General features: G+C 65.5%; 15 protein-coding genes. 5 read left to right on the plus strand and 10 right to left on the minus strand.

Translation table 11 applies throughout. The features are described 5' to 3' along the window. Positions 1–267: 267 nt before the first annotated feature. The 3 genes from ACW17W_RS09370 (at position 268) to ACW17W_RS09380 (ending at position 2,336) form a co-directional block, all read left to right on the plus strand. Positions 268–465 carry a hypothetical protein gene (locus ACW17W_RS09370; RefSeq protein ID WP_278069320.1) on the plus strand — a complete coding sequence of 66 codons (198 nt, stop codon included), beginning with the start codon at positions 268–270 and terminating at the stop codon, positions 463–465. A gap of 158 nt (positions 466–623) precedes the next feature. Continuing rightward, the gene (locus ACW17W_RS09375) at positions 624–1,841 is read left to right on the plus strand and encodes a hypothetical protein (protein WP_492076604.1); all 1,218 of its coding nucleotides are present in this window, start codon (positions 624–626) and stop codon (positions 1,839–1,841) included. A gap of 213 nt (positions 1,842–2,054) precedes the next feature. After that, on the plus strand, positions 2,055–2,336 hold the full coding sequence (locus tag ACW17W_RS09380) for a helix-turn-helix transcriptional regulator (RefSeq protein WP_278069322.1): 282 nt from the start codon (positions 2,055–2,057) through the stop codon (positions 2,334–2,336). 258 nt (positions 2,337–2,594) lie between these two features. Here ACW17W_RS09380 and ACW17W_RS09385 read toward each other — a convergent pair whose 3' ends face one another. From ACW17W_RS09385 to guaB, 7 genes are all read right to left on the minus strand, one after another. Next, on the minus strand, positions 2,595–3,134 hold the full coding sequence (locus ACW17W_RS09385) for a YjaZ family protein (protein ID WP_278069323.1): 540 nt from the start codon (positions 3,132–3,134) through the stop codon (positions 2,595–2,597). Between the two features lie 138 nt (positions 3,135–3,272). Continuing rightward, positions 3,273–4,526: a tyrosine-type recombinase/integrase gene (locus tag ACW17W_RS09390; RefSeq protein ID WP_278069324.1), complete on the minus strand. Its 1,254-nt coding sequence runs from the start codon at positions 4,524–4,526 to the stop codon at positions 3,273–3,275. Between the two features lie 290 nt (positions 4,527–4,816). Continuing rightward, complete coding sequence (gene guaA / locus ACW17W_RS09395; RefSeq protein ID WP_492076605.1) at positions 4,817–6,382, minus strand: glutamine-hydrolyzing GMP synthase; 1,566 nt, start codon at positions 6,380–6,382, stop codon at positions 4,817–4,819. After that, positions 6,379–7,050 (minus strand): 5'-methylthioadenosine/S-adenosylhomocysteine nucleosidase, encoded by a 672-nt coding sequence (locus ACW17W_RS09400; RefSeq protein WP_492076606.1) that lies wholly within the window; start codon positions 7,048–7,050, stop codon positions 6,379–6,381. The genes guaA and ACW17W_RS09400 overlap by 4 nt, the downstream gene beginning before the upstream one ends. After that, positions 7,047–8,456: an RsmB/NOP family class I SAM-dependent RNA methyltransferase gene (locus ACW17W_RS09405; protein WP_492076607.1), complete on the minus strand. Its 1,410-nt coding sequence runs from the start codon at positions 8,454–8,456 to the stop codon at positions 7,047–7,049. Before ACW17W_RS09405 ends, ACW17W_RS09400 begins: the two co-directional genes overlap by 4 nt. Before the next feature lie 8 nt (positions 8,457–8,464). Continuing rightward, entirely contained in the window at positions 8,465–8,866 is a 402-nt protein-coding gene (locus ACW17W_RS09410) for an MAPEG family protein (RefSeq protein ID WP_492076608.1), read from the minus strand. 15 nt (positions 8,867–8,881) lie between these two features. Beyond that, complete coding sequence (guaB, locus tag ACW17W_RS09415; protein ID WP_492076609.1) at positions 8,882–10,339, minus strand: IMP dehydrogenase; 1,458 nt, start codon at positions 10,337–10,339, stop codon at positions 8,882–8,884. Positions 10,340–10,462: 123 nt separating this feature from the next. Between guaB and ACW17W_RS09420 the strand changes: the two genes are divergently transcribed. Beyond that, positions 10,463–11,029, plus strand: a complete 567-nt coding sequence (locus ACW17W_RS09420) for a DUF2061 domain-containing protein (RefSeq protein ID WP_492076610.1) — start codon at positions 10,463–10,465, stop codon at positions 11,027–11,029. Positions 11,030–11,044: 15 nt separating this feature from the next. Here the strand turns inward: ACW17W_RS09420 and ACW17W_RS09425 are convergent, their stop codons facing one another. Continuing rightward, positions 11,045–11,782, minus strand: a complete 738-nt coding sequence (locus ACW17W_RS09425) for an RlmE family RNA methyltransferase (RefSeq protein WP_492076611.1) — start codon at positions 11,780–11,782, stop codon at positions 11,045–11,047. 68 nt (positions 11,783–11,850) lie between these two features. Between ACW17W_RS09425 and ACW17W_RS09430 the strand changes: the two genes are divergently transcribed. Beyond that, positions 11,851–12,312 carry a peptidylprolyl isomerase gene (locus ACW17W_RS09430; RefSeq protein ID WP_492076612.1) on the plus strand — a complete coding sequence of 154 codons (462 nt, stop codon included), beginning with the start codon at positions 11,851–11,853 and terminating at the stop codon, positions 12,310–12,312. Positions 12,313–12,356: 44 nt separating this feature from the next. On the opposite strand, the gene ACW17W_RS09435 is transcribed toward ACW17W_RS09430, so the two are convergent. Both ACW17W_RS09435 and ACW17W_RS09440 read right to left on the minus strand, forming a co-directional pair. Then, entirely contained in the window at positions 12,357–12,947 is a 591-nt protein-coding gene (locus tag ACW17W_RS09435; protein ID WP_492076613.1) for a hypothetical protein, read from the minus strand. 8 nt (positions 12,948–12,955) lie between these two features. Further along, entirely contained in the window at positions 12,956–13,576 is a 621-nt protein-coding gene (locus ACW17W_RS09440; protein ID WP_492076614.1) for a methyltransferase family protein, read from the minus strand. Between the last annotated feature and the right edge of the window lie 2 nt (positions 13,577–13,578).

A 13,578-nucleotide genomic window follows, 5' to 3' on the forward strand; every position in this document is an offset into this window, starting at 1 on the left:
GGCGACTCGACCGGGCGCCACGGCGATCGCAGGGAAGCGCGGTTTGTGTGCCGAACGCTCATATGGTGCGCGAGCGTTATGAGTTTCCGGCAAGCGGCGATGATGACGCCTTTCCGCAACCCGTCCTCACGTCGGCCGCTGGCGATGGACCTAGCGATAGCCAGACACCGCTCTTTCTCGCTCTGTTGCTGACCCACCTGGACCTAGCCGCCGCCGCGAAACGCCAAACCTCCGCCTTGTTCAGCCCTGTTGTGCAGCAGCTTGAGAATGTTCCGCTCGGGAGTGATCTATGACGACTGGCGGCCGTCGATGGTCAACAGCGACCTCTCCGTGGTCCTGCGGCCGCAGGGCTGCTCCCAGTATGTCAAAAACGTCCACGCGTTCCGCGCGGGAGAGATCGACGAACCCGCGATCGAGCATGGTCTTGGTCCGGAGGAGGCCGAGCCCGCGCAGGTCAAACCTTAGCGGCCGGTCCGGCGGCGCAGCCGCTTCACCTTGGCCCGCGCGAGGGCGGAGCCCTTAGCGCTTCAGGGGCATCGTCGTATTTCGATGGAGCGTGGGAAGACTGCGACCCGACATTCGGCGCGCTTGCCGACCTTCCGACGTTGAGCCATTCGGACTTTATGACCGACGTCGCCCAGCCCGAACCTGCTCCTCACCCCGACCCCTTCTTCGAGAAGATCCCCGATGGACTCTGGAACGCCTGTATCGGCGTGCAGGGCAGCGAGGAGGCCTATGTCGACGGCTACATTGAGGCTGCGCGCGAACTCGTTGTGGCCGTCATCGACAAGAAGATGTTCGGCAGTCGAGACTCTCTCGCCATGCCGATCCTGTACAACTGCCGACATGCGATCGAACTGTCCCTGAAGTTCGCGATAAACCGGCTGCATGACGCCGGAATGGTCGCCGAGCGTCACAAGCCGGACCACGATATCCGCTCCCAGTGGAAGCATCTTAGGGACGCCAAGGTCGGAGACGCACGGATCGTGGATCTTGTGGCTCAGCTCGAGCCCTATGTGGCGAGCCTGTCGGCCGTGGACGACGACGGACAGGAACTGCGTTACGCCAGCAACCGTGCCGGCGTAAAAAGCCTGGGCGGCTTTGCGGTCGTCAATCTCCCGCATATCAGGACCAGTATCGAGACGTTGGAAGCGATATTGGGTCAGATGAAGATCCGCGTGCTGGAGCTCGAGCAGGAGCGCCTGACCGGCGCACACACCGGCGAGTGTTCACGAGAGGATCTCAAGCGGGTCGCGGCGATGGTGGGGCCCCATTCCGGGTGGGGCGACGCCGAATTTTCCGACCGCAAGGCAAAGGTCATGGAGAGCTTTGGTCTCGGGAGTCGGAAGTTCAGCCAAGCGTTGACGACTATTCGAAACTCACGTCCGCTGGCGACGCTCGTCGGGATTGAGACATCCCTGAAGCACCTCAGTGACGACAAGGCGGTCGAAGCGCTTTCGGCTTGGGCAGAGGCTCACCCCGTCAAGGACCGGACAGCGGATCTCGGATCGTCATTCTTCCCTCGGGACCTGGAGGCTATCGCCACGCATCAGCAAAGGCGTCAGAGCCTGAATGCCGCGATGACCGCCCTTCTGACATCGGAGGAACTCGCCGATCTTGAGACGGTGTATTACCTGGGGCGCAACCGCGAAGACGGCGAACACTACGACGCCAATCTCGAGCTGACCCAGCGCACGTACGGCGTCTCTGGGAGACCCATGGGGCGTCTGGACGACGTTTTCAGCAAGACCAACCTTCTGGACGCCTTCGTCGACGGCGCAGCGGCGGCAGGCCGGCCCAGTCTCGCTCAGAAGGTCCGTGCGATCAGGCCGGGCAGGTAGCCCCCCGTCAGGTTCCGATTGCCGCCGTCACATCGACGATTTGGCGGCTCAACCTCGACCTACGGCGTGCGGTGCGGCCTAGTCTACGGCGGTCGGCGATAAAGTATCCGGGCGGGTTCGTCCCGCAAACGTCACATCGCATCCTGTCGGGTTTCGCCTTCGTTGCGTTTCGGTTTGATTCTATCGGACTGGACAGCCGATGGAGATCGAAAGATGGCCCGCTCAGATTCCCTGCCGCGAACGATCAAGAAGCCGGAACTGCGCCAGATGGTGCCGCTTGCAGACAGCACCATCTGGGAGATGGAGCAGCGCGGAGAGTTTCCCAAACGCTTCCGGCTGACTCCGCGATGCGTGGTCTGGGATCTGTCGGAGGTCCAGACCTGGCTGGAGAAGCGCCGCCGCGCCCCCGTCACGCCGGCCAAGGCTCCGGATGTGCGACTGCGCCGATCACGCCCCGTCCACGACGGGGCGGGCGCCTCCCGACCGCACCTCTAAGCTGCGCTTCGCTTCAGAAAGCGGCGAGCGGGTCATGAGATGCTTCATTCGGGGATGGCGGAGCCACGGACGACGGGACAGGGCTTCCAGGGCCGATAATTGATTTCTTCACTCCCTGGAGCTATATGTCGTCCCGAGGCCAGATCGGTTGAAACAGCCTCACCCGCCTCTTCGGAGGTCCACGCGTGAGCGAGATAGGGATTTCGATCCCGGAAGCGGCTACCGAGTGACTTCTGATAAGGGCGCCTCCGGGCGCCCTTATCTTTTCCGGTGAAACTTCAGCTTCTCGCCCTTTAGCGTCTTGTCGATCAGGACGGCGAAGCGAACCTTGCTCATGTGGGCGATGGCGAGCGCCTGGGCCGGCTCAGGGCTGTAGGCGCTTTCCACGAAGAGCTTGAGATCGACGCCGGCATCGGCGCCGCGCTTGACACGGAAGAAGACCCTGTAGTCCCCTGCTCCGCCGTCGTTGCGCACGCCGATACGCAGGAAGTTCGCCTCCGGGGTCTGATAGACATGCGCGGTCGGCAGACCTTTCAGGATGTGCGGCAGCGCCTGCGACAGCCCGTAGCGGATGGGACAGAAGACGCGCCGCCTCGGGCCGTCCCAGACCGTCACAGCATTGTCGTCGTGCTCAGCGGCGTCGAAGGTTTCGCTGAAGCAGTGGTTGCTGAACCGGACATCGATCTTCACTCCGTTCGGACGCGACTGGGTGGCCATCTCCAGCACGAAGGGCTCGAGATGGTCGAACACGAGCGTCTGCCCCGCGACCTCCAGCGGCGGAAAGTACGGCCCGGCCATAGCCTACAATCCAAGCAGGTGCGGCGACCGCTTCCGCAGTCCCGGCCGCTCGGCCGCGCGCTCGGTGACGGCAGCCTTATCCCGCGCGTCGATCATGTCCTTGTCCCTGCTTTTTCTGTTGGCATCCCCCGATGCATCTCAAAATTTCGGATCAAAACGCGGTGCGCTGACCTCTGACACGGTCAGAACTGGGGTGTAGGCATGGCCCGCTTCCCAAGCGTCTACGGCGTTAGACCATTCCTGAGCCATGTGCCGACGCTGGGTCTCGAACTCCGCCTTGTTGTAGACGCCGCGCGAGGATCGCTCTTCGTGAGCCAGCCCTTTCTCGATCCAGTCCGAGTTGAAGCCCATCTCGTGCAGCAGGGTCGAGGCCGTCCGCCGCAGGTCGTGGACGGTGAAGGGTTCGAGCGGGAGATCACCCTTTCCGGCCTTCTCAGCGATCGCACTGGTGACGCGGTTGAAGGTCGCCCGCGACATCGGCGCATCGGCATCGTAGCGCGACGGCAGGATGTATTTCGAGTTGCCGGCGCAGGTCTTCAGGGCGACCAGGATGTCAAGCATCTGGGTGGAGAGATAGACGTTGTGAGGACGCGAGCGTTTCATGCGTGCGGCCGGGATCGACCAGACCGCATTCCCGAAATCCACCTCGGTCCATACCCCGTCCTGAAGTTCGCTCTTTCGAACCATGCTGAGCAGGATGAACTTCAAGCCGAGCCTGATGGTCGGCAGTGTCGCCACCTCACCCAAGAGCATAAGCATGATCCGGATTTCGGCGGGGGTGAGCGATCGGTCGCGCGGTCGGAAGGTCGCTATGGACGCCGGGCCCACGTCATCCGCAGGGTTGTCGATCTTCTCGCCGTGGAGGATCGCCCAGCCGTAGATCTGCTTGACGATATCCCGGACGTGGATCGCTGTCGCGGGCGCCCCGCGGTCCACGATCGCCTTGCAGTGCGCCCGCAGGTCGTCGGGGGTGATCTCGCTCAGCAGGCGGTTCTTCCACTTCGGAAGGATGTCGCGATTGAAAATCGCCCGGCGCATGTCGCGGGTGCTGTCCGCCATCGGCGCGCGGTCCATCCAACCCTGGGCGACCTGTGCGAAATCGCGAGCCTCCTTGAGGCGACGTTTGGCGCGCTGCTTTTCAACGGCGGGGGATACCCCGTCGGCGATCGCCTTCTTCACCTCGATCAGCCGCTCGCGGGCCTGCGCCAGCGTCAGCCCGGCCCGGCCATAACGGCCAAGCGTCACAGTCTCCCGACGGCCGTTGAACCGATAGTCGTAGCGGAATGAGACTGCGCCGCCCGTCGAGACGTAGACATACATGCCGTCCCTGTCGGTACTCTTGTAAGCTCTTGCTTTTGGACGCAAATTCTTCAGTGCGGTGTCGGTTAGCACGGTATAATCGCCTTCGGCTGTCGGCCCTCGAAATCGACCGCGCCATCAAGAACTTTCTCTCAAATCTTCAATGACTTGCCGAGAAATAATACCGTCAGGGCGTGGCCGGCTGTCAGGACGGTATGAGCCCGAGTCCGCCAGATCAATGCAGCGGCATACCGTCGGCCAGTCCGACAAAACGAAGAAAGACCCTCCGAATGGCTTCGAAGGGTCTCGACAGAATTCACAATGTTGTCAGCCGCTTAGTGGACGTTTCGGAAGCGATGCCGAATGCTGCCGAAAGGTCCGAACTATTCCCACTCGATCGTCCCCGGCGGCTTGGACGTGACGTCATAGACCACGCGGTTGACCCCCCTCACCTCGTTGACGATGCGGGTGGCGCATTTGCCCAGCACATCCCACGGGAATTCGAAGAAGTCGGCGGTCATGCCGTCGGTCGAGGTCACCGCGCGCAGGGCCAGCACCTTCTCATAGGTGCGGGCGTCGCCCATCACCCCGACGGTCTTGACCGGCAGAAGCACGGCGAAGGCCTGCCAGATGCTGTCGTACAGGCCGGCCTTGCGAATCTCGTCCAGATAGATGGCGTCGGCCTGCTGCAGGGTCTCGACGGCGTCCGGCGTGATCTCGCCGGGAATGCGGATGGCCAGGCCCGGCCCCGGGAAGGGGTGGCGGCCGACGAAGGCGTCGGTCAGGCCCAGTTCGCGGCCCAGGGCGCGGACCTCGTCCTTGAACAGTTCGCGCAAGGGTTCGACCAGTTTCAGCTTCATATAGTCGGGCAGGCCGCCGACATTGTGGTGGCTCTTGATGACGTGGGCCTTGCCGCTGGACGAGGAGACGCTCTCGATCACATCGGGGTAGAGGGTGCCCTGGGCGAGGAATTCAGCGCCCTCGACCCTGGCGGCCTCGCGATCGAAGATCTCGATGAACACCCGGCCAATGATCTTTCGCTTGGTCTCGGGGTCAGAGACGCCAGCCAGCTCCCCGAGGAATTCCTTCGACGCATCAACATGCACCAGAGGAATATTGTAGTGTTCACGGAACAGGGTGGTGACCTGGGTCGCCTCGTCCTTGCGCAGCAGGCCGGTGTCCACGAACACACAGGTCAGCTGGTCGCCGATGGCCTCGTGGATCAGGACGGCCGCGACCGAACTGTCGACGCCTCCGGACAGGCCGCAGATCACCTTTGCATCGCCGACCTGCTCGCGGATCCGGGCGATCTGCTCGTCGCGATAGGCGGCCATGGTCCAGTCGCCCTTCAAGCCGGCGATGCCGTGGGTGAAGTTCCTCAGCATCGTGGCCCCGCGCGGCGTGTGCATCACTTCCGGATGAAATTGAACACCGTAGAAGCGTCTCTTCTCATCGGCGATGACCGCATAGGGCGAGCCGGCCGAGCTCGCGACGACATCAAAGCCCTCGGGGATGGCGACGATCTTGTCGCCGTGACTCATCCAGACCGTCTCCTCCTCGCCGACCGGAGCCAGATCGGCCAGCAGCGGTGAAACCCTTTCGACGGTGATCCCGGCGCGGCCGAACTCGCGGGTGTGGCCGCCCTCGACCTTGCCGCCCAGCTGTTCGCACATGGTCATCTCGCCGTAGCAGATGCCCAGCACCGGCACCCCGGCCTCGAACACGGCCTGGGGCGCGCGGGGGCTCCCCTCTTCGTGCACGCTTTCGGGACCGCCCGACAGGATGATGGCCGCCGGCTTCATCCCCGCCAGAGCGGCCTCGGCCTTCTGGAACGGATGGATCTCGCAATAGACGCTGGCCTCGCGCAGGCGGCGCGCGATCAGCTGCGTCACCTGGCTGCCGAAGTCGACGATGAGGACCTTCTGGTGGTCGGAAACGGGGGTCGTCATGACGGCTCCGGTTGCGGGTCTGGGAGGTCGGCGGTCAGCCGGGTGAGTTCGGCGGCGAGCAGGTCCAGCGCCTCGGCCAGTCCCTCGTCGATGACGGCGAGCGTGCCGGTCCAGTCTTCCAGCACCGTCAGGTCGGCCTTGCCGTCGGAAATACCGCGAAGACCGATGACCGGCAGGCCGAACCGGGCGGCGGCGCGAACGACGGCATAGGTTTCCATGTCCACCATATCGGCGTCGACGGCGTCATAGGCCTCGCCCGAGACGACGCTGCCGCCGGTGGCCAGCCGCGCATAGGGCTGGCCCTGCGGACCGCTGGCCAGGGTCAGGCTGGCGGGCTGGTCCAGAAAGGGCGTCACCCCGGGCGGGAAGCCCAGGACGGTGGCGTCCATATCGCGATAGGCGACCTCGTCCACCCAATAGATCCGGCCGTGGTCCAGGGTCTGCGACCCGGCCGACCCCAGCGAAATGACCAGATCCGGCAGGCCATCGGCCTGCTCCAGCCGCGCCAGCGCCGCCGTGGTCGACACCGCCGCCTCAACCGGACCGACCCCGGTGATCAGGGGCTTGATTCGCGACCTCAAAGCCGGGCCGTATTCCGCTGCGGTCGCCATGACGCACAGGGCCGTGATCGGCCCGAAGGCGACGAGTTCGAAGCCGTCCTCGCTCACGCCCGCCGCTCGAAGACAGCGGCGAAGAAGCCGTCGGTACTGGCCGTCGCCGGTGACAGACGCAGACGATGGCCGCCGTCAGCGAGTGCGACCAGCTTCTCACGCCCCGCGTCCGTCAGTCCCGCGACCTTGACCGCACCGGCGATCGGCACGGGGACGAACTGCGGATGATCCTCTTCAAAAGCGTCCAGGGTCGCCTCGTTCTCGCCGCGCAGCATCGAACACGTCACATAGACCAGACGCCCGCCGGGCTTCACCAGCTTGGCCGCCCGCGCCACAATGCCCATCTGCAGGCTGTGCATCCGGTCCACCTCCTCGGGCTTCAGCCGCCAGGCGTCCTCGGGCCGGCGCCGCCATGTGCCCGAGCCGGTGCAGGGGGCGTCGACCAGGACCACATCGGCCTGCCCCACCATCTCCTCGACCCCGCCGCCATTGGGGCCGAGTTGCTGCAGTTCGGCGGTGACGCCCGCGCGCTGCAACCGGGGCTTGATGTTGTCGAGTCGCTTCTGGACCACGTCAAAGGCGACCAGCCGGCCGTCGACTTTGGCCTGGGCCGCCTTCTTCGCCGAGGCGGGGGCCTCCACCCATCCCGACGGCGTCCAGACCCTGGGCGGATCCACCGGTTCGGCGTCCGGCATTTTTCCCGCCGACATCTGCATCGCCAGCCCAAGGGTCTTGCCCCCGCCGCCGGCGCAATAGTCGACGACGGTCATGCCCGGCTGAGCGCCGGCCAGCCAGCAGACGATCTGGCTGCCCTCGTCCTGGATCTCGATCTTTCCGTCCTTGAAGGCGGCCAGCGCCTGAACGTTCGGCGGCGGCTCGGCCGACAGCCGCAGGCCAAACGCCGACCAGGGCGTGCGCACGGGCGACAGGCCGGCCTCGCGCAGTTCGGCCTCGACCTCGGCCACGGTCGCCTTCGCGACATTGACACGCAGGTCGATCGGCGCGCGCGGGACCATCAGGGCCTCGGCCTCGGCGGCCCAGCGGTCGCCGAAACTGACCTTGAAGTCCTCCATGACAAACTCCGGCAGGCCGGCGGCGATCCAGCCCGGGAGTTCACCGGCGGTCGTGGTGATCCGGGCGCGTTCCTGTTTCGACAGCGGTTTGGGGCCGTATCCGTCGCCGGAATGCAGGGCCTCGATTTCGTCCAGAGACAGGCCGTCGATCAGGCTGAGCGAGCCGATGACCAGGGCCCGGCCGTCCTCGCGACCGCCCATGGCCCAGACCAGACGGCCCCGCGCCCGCAGCACGCGATAGACCCGGTCCGCCACGGCGCGGCGGTCGCCCGACCCGGCGTAGCGGTTTTCCGACCCCCAGGTCTTGAGCGCGGTTTCGGCCGGTTGGCGGCCCTGGGCGATGGAGTCCAGGACGGAGGCGGCGGCGGCGAGACGAGCAGAAGGGGTCACTTAAACTTTCAGACGAACAGGGCCGCAATGACCATGATCAGGCCGGTCAGGGCGACGAGGAAGGCCAGGGTGCGCGCCCCGGTCACGCCAAAGGCGTAAAGCGGCACATAGGCGAGGCGGGCGAAGAAATAGAGGTGCGCCCCCCACAGGGTCAGCACGCCGCCGTCCTTGCCCGCCACATGCGCCATGATTACGGCGGCGGCGAACAGGGGCAGTGTCTCGAACAGATTGGCCTGGGCCCGCAACAACCGACCGGCGATCTTGCCGGGAGGCGCAGCGACGCCGTCACGCGGGCCGGCGTTCCACCTCGGCCCCAGTTCCATCGTCCGCGCCGTCGCTGCGGCGAAGATCTGGACGATGGCCAGGATCAGGGTGAAGGCCAGTACGATGAACTCGGGCGTCATATCCATGGTCATTCCTCCCGGTCAGCCCTGCCGATAGTTCGGCGCTTCCCGCGTGATCATGACGTCATGAACATGGCTCTCGCGCAATCCGGCGCCGGTGATGCGCACGAACCGGGCCCGCGCCTGAAACTCGTCGATCGTCGAAGCGCCGACATAGCCCATGGAGGCGCGCAGGCCGCCGACCATCTGGTGCAGAACCGGTCCGATCGGCCCCTTATACGGCGTCTGGCCCTCGATGCCCTCGGGCACCAGCTTCTGGGTCTCGACCTCCTTCTGGAAGTAGCGATCTGCGGAACCGGCGCCCATGGCCCCCACCGAGCCCATGCCGCGATACGACTTGTAGGACCGGCCCTGGTACAGGAAGACCTCGCCGGGGCTTTCGTCGGTGCCGGCGAACATCGAGCCCATCATGGCCACCGAGGCGCCGGCGGCGATGGCCTTGGCCAGATCGCCCGAATATTTGATGCCGCCGTCGGCGATCACCGGCGTTCCCGTCGCCCTGGCGGCGCGCGCAGCGTCGATGATGGCCGTCAGCTGCGGCACCCCCACCCCTGCGACAATCCGGGTGGTGCAGATCGATCCCGGGCCGATGCCGACCTTCACCGCATCGGCGCCCGCATCGATCAGGGCCCGGGCGGCGTCATAGGTGGCGATATTGCCGGCGATGATCTGCAGGCGGTTGTTCTCCCGCTTGATCCGCTCGACCACGCGCGACACCTGGACCGAATGGCCGTGCGCCGTATCGATGACGACGACGTCGACGCCCGCCTCGGCCAGGGCCATGGCCCGCTCATAGCCGGAATCTCCGACCGTCGAGGCGGCGCCCACCAGCAGCCGGCCCTGGTCGTCCTTGGCGGCGTGGGGATGGGCCTGGGCCTTCTCGATGTCCTTCATCGTGATCAGGCCGGTGGCGCGATAGTCCTCATCGACGACGATCACCCGCTCGATCTTGCGGTCCCGCAACAGGGCCCGGGCCTCGTCGCGGCCGGCGCCCTCGCGCACGGTGACCAGATCGCCCGTGGTCATAAGCTCGGCGGCCTTGCGGTTCGGATCGGTGTCGAACCGGATGTCGCGATTGGTCAGGATGCCGACCAGCCGGCCCGTGACCGGATCGATGACCGGGAAGCCCGAAATCTTCTTGTGGGCGACGATGGCGCGAACCTCGCCCAGGGTGGTGTCGGGATGGATGGTCACCGGATTGATGACCATGCCGCTCTCGTACCGCTTCACCTCGCGGACCTGATCGGCCTGTTCCTCGATGGTCATATTGCGGTGAAGCACGCCCAGCCCGCCGGCCTGGGCCATGGCGATGGCCAGACGGCTTTCGGTCACCGTGTCCATGGCGGACGACAGCAGCGGGATATTCAGCCGTATGTCGCGAGTCAGACGCGTGGAGACATCCGCATCGGCGGGCATGGTCTCGGACGGGCCGGGTTCAAGCAAAACATCGTCGAAGGTGAGGCCCTCGCGAATCTCCATAGGGAGTCTCCGTTTTGCGGGCCGCGTATAAGGGCGGGAGGGGCTCTACGGCAAGGCCAGACTTATCGCGCCGCCATATTTTATTGATTTGCAACCCCGGGGCGACATCCCCATTCTCACCGCATGGTCGCGATCATCCTGTCCACCGCGCGCAAACTGGCGCTCAAGATCGCCAGCTACGGGCTGATGCACCTTGTCGTCGCGGTCGCTGTGGCCTTCGCCATCACACGCGACTGGCGCCTGGCCCTGGCGGTCGGGGTCGTCGAACCCTTCGTCCAGACGATCGCCTATTCCTTCCATGACCGCATCTGGCACCGGATCGAGCGGCGACGACTGAGGTCTGGTGTGGAAGAGGCCGCGGAGGCCTTCACCGCCCGGCTCGACGTCATGTCGCCGGAGGAGCAGTTCCGCTCGCACGGTCATGGCGCAGCGGGCCACCATGGTCACAGCCACGCCCTGCCCCGCTCCTTCAAACAGATCGCCCTGAAGACGATGACCTATGGCGTCATGCATTTCGCGGTCGCGGTTCTGGTGGCCTTCGCCCTGACGCGGGATATTCGCATCGCCCTCGCCATCGGGACGATCGAGCCGCTGGTGCAGACGGTGTTCTTCACCGTGCACGACCGGATCTGGACCCGGATCGAGGCCCGCCGCGAACGGGAACGACTGGCGGCCGATCAGCCGGCCTGAAAGCCGGCAGCGCCTTCAAAGCTTGTTCAGGGCAACCAGATAGACCTCGGAACTGCCCTTCCGGCTGGCGGCGGGCTTGACGTACTTCACCTCCTGGAAGGCGGCGCGCAGCTCGGCCAGCACGCGGCCGGCGTCTCCGCCCTGGAAGTTCTTGGTGACGAAATGGCCGCCCGGCCTCAGGGTGCGGATGGCGAAGTCCGAAGCGATTTCGATCAGGGCGATGATCTTCAGATGGTCTGTCTGCCGATGACCGACCGTATTGTGGGCCATGTCGGACAACACCAGATCCGGCGCACCGCCCAGCAGGTCGATCAACTGCTGATCCACCCCGGGGTCCGTAAAATCGGCCTGAACGAGGATCGACCCGGGAATCGGTTCGATGGGCAGCAGGTCAACACCGACGACCGCGGCCGCCCCGCGATTGACGCAGACCTGGACCCAGCCGCCCGGCGCGGCGCCCAGGTCGATGACGCGCGAGCCCTTCTTGACCAGATGGAACCGGTCGTCGATCTCGCTGAATTTAAAGGCCGCCCGACTGCGCCAGCCCTCGGCCCGGGCCTTTTCGGACCATGGATCGGCCAGCTGGCGCTTGATCCACTGGATCGAGGACATCGACTTCTTGTCGGCGGTCTTGATCTGGGAGCCCATGCCGCGGCCAGCGGCGGTTCCGCCCGTAGGCGGCCGCACCATCCGGCGCCGGGCGGGCGTTTCCGCGCCGTCGGCGGGCTTGGGGGGCTTTTCGTTGTCGCTCATATGCCCCACATAGCGCCCACGGCCCTCAGCGGCTATGACCCCCGCAATATTCAGACGGAGACCCCGGCATGGCCGAAACCCTGACCTTCACCCTGGACACCGGCGACGGCGTCGAGAAAGACGTCGTCATTAAACTGCGCAACGACCTGGCCCCCGGCCACGTCGCCCGAATCGCCGAGCTGGCGGAAGAAGGCTTCTATGACGGCGTGGTCTTCCACCGCGTCATCGGGGGCTTCATGGCCCAGGGCGGCGACCCGACCGGCACCGGCACCTCGGGCTCGAAGAAGCCCAACCTGAAGCAGGAGTTCTCGGCCGAGAAACACGTCCGCGGCGTCTGCTCCATGGCCCGCACCTCGGATCCCGACAGCGCCAATTCGCAGTTCTTCATCTGCCTCGACGACGCGACCTTCCTCGACCGCCAGTACACGGTCTGGGGCGAGGTGATCGAGGGCATGGACAATGTCGACGCCCTGCCCAAGGGCGAGCCGCCGCGGAACCCCGGCAAGATCGTGAAAGCCACGGTCGCCTGATGACAAAAGGGCGGGTCGAAAGATCCGCCCTTTTTTATTCCGGATCAGTCCCCGGCCCACCAGCGGAAACGGGCGTTGTCGAAGCTGCGGTCCCCGACCCTGAGCGTGCCGGTCATGACCGGGCTCTCGTCGCCGAGATTGCGGCGCGAGGTCGCCAGGGCCTCTGCATCCAGCCGTCCCCTGAAGCTCACCTCGCCCAACCCCTCCGCCCGGCCCTCGAACGTCAGGGCGTCGTCTGTGACGGCATAGCGGGTCGGCAGGACGCGGATCTGTCCGGACCGGACCTCGCCCAGTTCGGTCGCCGTCATCGGGCTGGTCACATCCTCGAACTCCAGCATCACCGGAGCAAAGGTTCCGGGCCGGTCGCCGCCTTCCCAGCTCTGGAAGTCAGGCTGCTGGCCGACGAAGACGTCCCGCAACACCCAGTTTCCGGCGCGCAGTTCTGAGGCGGGCATGTAGTAGCCCGAGATGTCGCCGCCCAGATCCGAGGTGAAGGCGGCGGCGCCCGCCGGAGCAGACCGGGTCGCCGGCGCGGCCGGCGGCTCTGCCGGACGTGATGGTGTATCGTCACAGGCCGCCAGAACCGCCGCCAATCCAAGCGCCGCGAGGGCCGGGGTGCGTGGAAAGCCGGACATGGCAGGCCTCATGGAAGATGGGCGAGAACGGTCAACAGGCCGCGACCTTGCAGGACCTCGACCAGTTCGAACAGGGGGAAGGCCACCAGAAACGTCAGGCCGTCGCGGATCGTGGTCAGGAAAAACCTCGGACGAACCTCGATGATCTCTGCGTCCCGCCATTTCCCGAAATCCGGTCCATAGCGCGGGGTCCGCGCCTGATAGGCGCGGTAGTCCTGACCGAAGGCCGTCGTCAGCCAGTCCTCTTCCCGGCGGATCGTAAGGTGGAACACCGCCATGGTGATGAGGGTGAACACCAGGGCCAGGGTGATGCTGCCCGTCTGCGCGCCGACCCCGAAGGCCCCGATGAAGCTGAAAAGATAGAGCGGATTGCGACTGATCGAATAGGGGCCGCGATCGACGATCTCCGCCTTCTTTCGCCCGCCGATATACAGCGAGCACCAGGCGCGACCGACGATGCAGATGACAATGGCGCTCATGCCGGCCATCTCGATCCACTGGTGAAGCCGGGTCTCGCCCCCGGCCGAGGCCGTAGAGGCCACGAGCGCCAGGGCCGCCAACAGTCCGAGGGCGACCGCCCATTTTCGTTGTTTCTGCACACGCTGAAGATCGAAATTGACAGTGGTCATTC

Source organism: Brevundimonas sp. FV1ye29L (assembly GCF_058681095.1).

Coding starts and splice junctions, on each gene's coding strand:
- ACW17W_RS09370 (WP_278069320.1), top strand. CDS start 268: ATGTTCCGCTCGGGAGTGATCTATGACGACTGGCGGCCGTCGATGGTC.
- ACW17W_RS09375 (WP_492076604.1), top strand. CDS start 624: ATGACCGACGTCGCCCAGCCCGAACCTGCTCCTCACCCCGACCCCTTC.
- ACW17W_RS09380 (WP_278069322.1), top strand. CDS start 2,055: ATGGCCCGCTCAGATTCCCTGCCGCGAACGATCAAGAAGCCGGAACTG.
- ACW17W_RS09385 (WP_278069323.1), bottom strand. CDS start 3,134: ATGGCCGGGCCGTACTTTCCGCCGCTGGAGGTCGCGGGGCAGACGCTC.
- guaA (WP_492076605.1), bottom strand. CDS start 6,382: ATGACGACCCCCGTTTCCGACCACCAGAAGGTCCTCATCGTCGACTTC.
- ACW17W_RS09410 (WP_492076608.1), bottom strand. CDS start 8,866: ATGGATATGACGCCCGAGTTCATCGTACTGGCCTTCACCCTGATCCTG.
- guaB (WP_492076609.1), bottom strand. CDS start 10,339: ATGGAGATTCGCGAGGGCCTCACCTTCGACGATGTTTTGCTTGAACCC.
- ACW17W_RS09420 (WP_492076610.1), top strand. CDS start 10,463: ATGGTCGCGATCATCCTGTCCACCGCGCGCAAACTGGCGCTCAAGATC.
- ACW17W_RS09425 (WP_492076611.1), bottom strand. CDS start 11,782: ATGAGCGACAACGAAAAGCCCCCCAAGCCCGCCGACGGCGCGGAAACG.
- ACW17W_RS09430 (WP_492076612.1), top strand. CDS start 11,851: ATGGCCGAAACCCTGACCTTCACCCTGGACACCGGCGACGGCGTCGAG.
- ACW17W_RS09435 (WP_492076613.1), bottom strand. CDS start 12,947: ATGTCCGGCTTTCCACGCACCCCGGCCCTCGCGGCGCTTGGATTGGCG.
- ACW17W_RS09440 (WP_492076614.1), bottom strand. CDS start 13,576: ATGACCACTGTCAATTTCGATCTTCAGCGTGTGCAGAAACAACGAAAA.